This is a genomic window from Nocardia sp. NPDC060220 (assembly GCF_042727815.1).
GTDB lineage: Bacteria > Actinomycetota > Actinomycetes > Mycobacteriales > Mycobacteriaceae > Nocardia.
In genome coordinates, this window is sequence record NZ_JBHWZY010000510.1 from 1 (window position 1) to 5070 (window position 5070).

The 5070-nt window shown below is 68.0% G+C and carries 5 protein-coding genes; all 5 read left to right on the forward strand.

Annotated features, from left to right (window positions below; genetic code table 11):
* The first annotated feature begins 174 nt into the window (after positions 1-174).
* Complete coding sequence (prfA, locus tag ACFWF3_RS23745) at positions 175-1245, forward strand: peptide chain release factor 1 (protein ID WP_062984459.1); 1071 nt, start codon at positions 175-177, stop codon at positions 1243-1245.
* A 180-nt stretch (positions 1246-1425) separates the two neighbouring features.
* Positions 1426-2307, forward strand: a complete 882-nt coding sequence (prmC, locus tag ACFWF3_RS23750) for a peptide chain release factor N(5)-glutamine methyltransferase (RefSeq protein ID WP_379315321.1) — start codon at positions 1426-1428, stop codon at positions 2305-2307.
* Between the two features lie 332 nt (positions 2308-2639).
* Positions 2640-3305, forward strand: coding sequence for an L-threonylcarbamoyladenylate synthase (locus tag ACFWF3_RS23755; protein ID WP_378996174.1), 666 nt, complete (start codon positions 2640-2642; stop codon positions 3303-3305).
* Positions 3306-3318: 13 nt separating this feature from the next.
* Complete coding sequence (locus ACFWF3_RS23760) at positions 3319-4449, forward strand: MraY family glycosyltransferase (RefSeq protein ID WP_378996172.1); 1131 nt, start codon at positions 3319-3321, stop codon at positions 4447-4449.
* Between the two features lie 28 nt (positions 4450-4477).
* Positions 4478-4936, forward strand: coding sequence for a hypothetical protein (locus ACFWF3_RS23765; RefSeq protein ID WP_378996170.1), 459 nt, complete (start codon positions 4478-4480; stop codon positions 4934-4936).
* The last annotated feature ends 134 nt before the right edge of the window (positions 4937-5070 follow it).

Sequence of the window (5070 nt, forward strand, 5' to 3'; positions counted from 1 at the left end):
CACCGGGGGCCGCGTGGCTCGCTTGGTGGCTCGCTAGGGCAAGCGCGCTGGTGCCAATAAGGCCGAAGACGCCTCCTAGTTCCCTCACCCGACGCCGGGTACTGCATCAGCAGGCCGGGCGTCGGTGGTTTCTCTGCCCGAGGTCATCGCTTTCCCACACATAAGGAACTCTCTGTGACGCAGCCGTCCGCTATCGACGACATCCTGGCCGAGTACGCCGGCCTGGAGATGCAGCTCGCCGATCCGTCGTTGCACAACGACGCGGGTGCGGCGCGACGGGTGGGTAAGCGGTTCGCCGAGCTGGCACCGGTGATGAGCACCTATCGCAAGCTCGAGACCGTGCGCGACGATCTGGAGGCCGCCCGTGAGCTGGCCTCCGACGACGCCTCGTTCGCCGCGGAGGTGCCGGGGCTGGAGACACAGCTGGTGGAGCTGGAACAGGCTCTCGCCGACTTGCTCGCCCCGCGCGACCCGCACGACGGCGACGACGTGGTGCTCGAGGTGAAGTCCGGCGAGGGCGGCGAGGAATCCGCGCTGTTCGCCGCCGATCTGGCGCGCATGTACATCCGGTACGCCGAGCGGCACGGCTGGAAGGTGGAGACGCTCGATGTCACCTATTCCGACCTGGGCGGATACAAGGACGCGACGCTGTCGATCAAGAGCAAGGACGCCGCGCGCGACGGGGTGTGGTCGCGATTCAAGTTCGAGGGCGGGGTGCACCGGGTGCAGCGCGTGCCGGTGACCGAATCGCAGGGCCGCATTCACACCTCGGCCGCGGGCGTGCTGATCTACCCCGAGCCCGACGAGGTCGAGCAGGTGCAGATCGACGAGACCGACCTGCGCATCGACGTCTACCGGTCCTCCGGCAAGGGCGGCCAGGGCGTCAACACCACCGACTCCGCGGTGCGCATCACCCACCTGCCCTCGGGCATCGTGGTGACCTGCCAGAACGAACGCTCCCAGCTGCAGAACAAGGCGCGCGCCATGCAGGTGCTCGCCGCCCGGCTGCAAGCGCTGGCCGAGGAGCAGGCCGACCAGGAAGCCGCGGCCGGTCGCGCCAGCCAGATCCGCACGGTCGACCGCTCCGAGCGGATCCGCACCTACAACTTTCCGGAGAACCGGATCGCCGATCACCGCATCGGGTTCAAATCGCACAATCTCGACGCCGTCCTCGATGGCGATCTGGACCCGCTGCTCGACGCGCTCGGCAAGGCCGACCGCGACGCGCGAATGGCTGCCGAGTAACCGGCATGAGCAGTCGACTCCCCGCACCGGCGGCCCCGCGGGACACCGACGTGGACCGCTCGGCCGGGGCGGTCGCAGGCCTCATCACGCCCGCCACGGCCACGCCGAGGTCGCTCGGATGAACGATCGACGCGAGCAGCGGCTGACCTGCGAGCGCGCCGTGATGGACCGGACGGTTCGATGACCGAGCGGGTGCGGTTGCGGCCGCTGATCGTCGAAGCCGCCGCCCGGCTGGCCGAGGCCGGCGTCGGTTCGCCGATGCCCGACGCGGAGAACCTGGCGGCCCATGTGCTCGGTACCGAGCGCATGCGGCTGGCGATGATCCCGTTGGTCGAGCCCGAGGTCGCCGATCGGTACCGCGCGGTGATCGAGCGGCGGGCCTCTCGAATTCCCTTGCAGCACTTGACCGGAACGGCCGCGATGGGTGAGATCGACCTCGCGGTGGGCCCCGGGGTGTTCGTCCCGCGCCCGGAGACCGAACTGCTGTTCGCGTGGGCGCTGGCCTACCTGGAGACCCTTCCGCACGACCACACGCCGATCGTCGTCGACCTGTGCACCGGCTCGGGCGCACTGGCGCTGGCCATCGCGCACGCCCGCCCGGACGCCGAGGTCCACGCCGTCGAACTCGACCCCGCCGCCCTCGCCTGGGCCCGTCGCAACGCCGACACCCGTATCGCCGGGGGCGACACCCCGATCACCCTGCACGCCGACGACGTCACCGATCCGGCCCTGCTCGCCCCGCTGACGGGCCGCGTCGACCTGGTCGTCGCCAACCCGCCCTACATCCCCGACGCCGCGATCCTCGACCCCGAGGTTGCCGACCACGACCCCCACCGCGCCCTCTTCGGGGGCCCGGACGGCCTCGACGTCATCCGGGCGATGATCCCCACCATCGCCCGTCTCCTGAACTCCGGCGGCGCCACCGGCATAGAACACGACGACACCAATGGCGGGGGAGTGGCGGCGCTACTGGCGGCAGCCGATTTCACCGACGTCGTCGAACACGTCGACCTGGCCGACAAGCCCCGCTTCGTGGTCGCCCGGCGCCCTGACAGTCCCTGATCGCAGGCGAATCCGGCGTGGCCTGGGCCGGCCTCGATCGCCGTCGATTCCGATGGTGGCGTGAGTGGCCTCGGTGGCCCGGCCCGAGTTCGCATCTGCGCGCGTGAGACCCGGTTCAGCGTAGCTCCCGCCGACGACCGGCAAACTCTGGACGGTTGCCCAATTGCCGGGCTGACGCCGCGACTCGGTCGACGAGTGGCCAACCAGCACACTCTGAGCATCAGGCGCCCGGTCATGCCCAAAAGTCCCCCGGCACTGCGGCCTCAGCCTGGGAGTTAGACTCTTGCGCGCACCAACGACCGGAAAAAATTCGCGGAGAGGCGACAGACGCTGTGAGTACCGTCTATGACTGTGCCGAAGCTGATTCGCGTGCGGCGGGCATCACCGCCGCGACCAGCGCTCTGAAGTCCGGTCGGTTGGTCGTGATGCCTACCGACACGCTCTACGGCATCGCCGCCGACGCGTTCGATTCCGCCGCGGTGAGCGATCTGCTGGCCGCCAAGCGCCGTGGACGCGATATGCCGGTGCCGGTGCTCGTCGGGTCGTGGCACACCATCGACGGCCTGGTGTTCTCGGTGCGGCCGCAGGCGCGGGACTTGATTCGCGCGTTCTGGCCCGGTGCGCTGAGTCTTGTCGTGCAGGCCGCGCCTTCGCTCGCGTGGGATCTCGGTGATACCCGTGGCACGGTGATGTTGCGGATGCCGTTGCATCCCGTGGCGCTCGAATTGTTGCGTGAGGTCGGGCCGCTGGCGGTGTCGAGCGCCAATGTGTCGGGGCAGCCGCCCGCGACCACCGCCGCGCAGGCGCGCGAGCAGTTGGGGTCGCTGGCGAGCGTGTATCTCGACGGCGGCCCGGCCGAACACGCTGTGGCTTCGACGATCGTCGATCTCACCGCGGATCAGCCGCGGGTGTTGCGGGAGGGTGCTGTGTCGGTGGCCGATATCGCGGAGGTGCTCGGGATGGTGCCGGAAGCCCTGATCAGCTCCGCGCAGCGGTGATCGCACGCCGCTGATGAGCTCAGTCGTTCCCCTGCGCGAGCTACTGCTCGTGCTGCTCGTCTCCGCCACGGTGACTTTCCTGGCCACCGGAGGCGTGCGGGTGCTCGCCATCGCGTTCGGCGCCGTGGCGGTGCCACGTGAGCGTGATGTGCACGTGAAGCCGGTCCCGCGGATGGGTGGTGTCGGCATGTATGTCGGCGTCGTCGCCGCGGTGTTGTTCGCGCACCAATTGCCCGCGCTGCGAAGAGGTTTCGACTACGCCCCGGATATCCCGGCGGTGCTGGTCGCCGCGACGATCATCGTGCTGGTCGGCATCGTCGACGACCGGTGGGGATTGGACGCGCTCACCAAATTCGTCGGTCAGATCACCGCCGCGGGCGTGATGGCCGTGATGGGCCTGAGCTGGTACGTGATCTACAACCCCTTCAACGACACCACCGTTGTGCTCGACGCGTTGCAGGGCGGCCTGGTCACCGTCGGCATCACCGTCACCCTGGTGAACGCGATGAACTTCGTCGACGGTTTGGACGGCCTCGCCGCCGGTCTCGGTTTGATCTGCGCGAGCGCGGTTTTCGTGTTCTCCATCGGTTTGCTCTACGACCAGGGCGGTTCGGTCGACACCTACCCGCCCGCATTGCTGGCCGCCGCGCTGGCCGGTGCCTGCCTCGGATTTCTGCCGCACAATTTCTCGCCCGCCCGAATATTCATGGGCGATACCGGCTCGATGATGATCGGTTTGATCCTGGCCGCGGTATCCACCGGCGCCTCCGGGCGAATTCCACTCCAGGGTTACGGACCGCGCGACATTGTCGGTTTGCTGTCGCCGATCTTGCTGGTCGGGGCGGTGATGTTCATTCCGGTGCTCGACCTGTTGCTGGCGATCGTGCGCCGGGTGCGCGCCGGCGTGAGTTTCTCCACACCGGACAAAATGCATCTGCACCACCGATTGCTCCAGATCGGGCATTCGCACCGTCGCGTGGTCTTGCTGATCTATTTATGGGTCGGTGTTCTCGCGTTCGGCGCGGTGGGAACTTCGCTGATGGATAGACGCCTTGTTGTCCTGCTGGTGGCAGGCGGATTGGTGTTCGCGTTGGTAGTGACCGCGATCCCGTCCGTGCGCAGGTCGGAGTCGACGCAGCACTGAGTTCGGCCCGCAAGGTAAAGTTCGGGCCGTGAGCTTTACACCCGAAACCGTGCCAGGCCCTGACGCCCCTCTGCGCGCCGCGCTGCGCTACGGCCTGATCGGCCTCGGCGTGCTCGTCGTCGTCTCGGTGGCGATCGCCTCCGCGGTGGCCGGGATGCCCGGTCTGTGGGGGGCGCTGCTCGGCGCCGCGATCGGTGGTGGGTTCATCCTCACCACGGTCGTCGCGGTGCTGCTCGGCGCGAAGCTGCCGCCGACCATGGCAGGTGCGGTGATGCTGGTCAGCTGGGTCGGCAAGTTGCTGGTGGCGCTGCTGGTGATCGTGGTGCTCAAGCAGTTCGACTTCTACAGCGGGCCCGCGCTGTTCTTTACGGTGGTAGGAGCCCTGCTGATCGTCCTCGGTGCGGAGACGTACGGCGTTGTGAGCCAGAAGGTTCCGTACGTCACGACACGCGCGGGAGACAGCGAAACGGCTTCCGAGCAGGAATAATCCCACCCAGCTACACACTGTCGTAGATAGCTTGGTAAAGTGTTGGTAAGCAAGCACCCAAGCTAGAGGCCCGGCCCGACAAACTCGGGGCTATGCCTCGAGTTACCAGGGGGGATCATCGGGATCCCACCCGG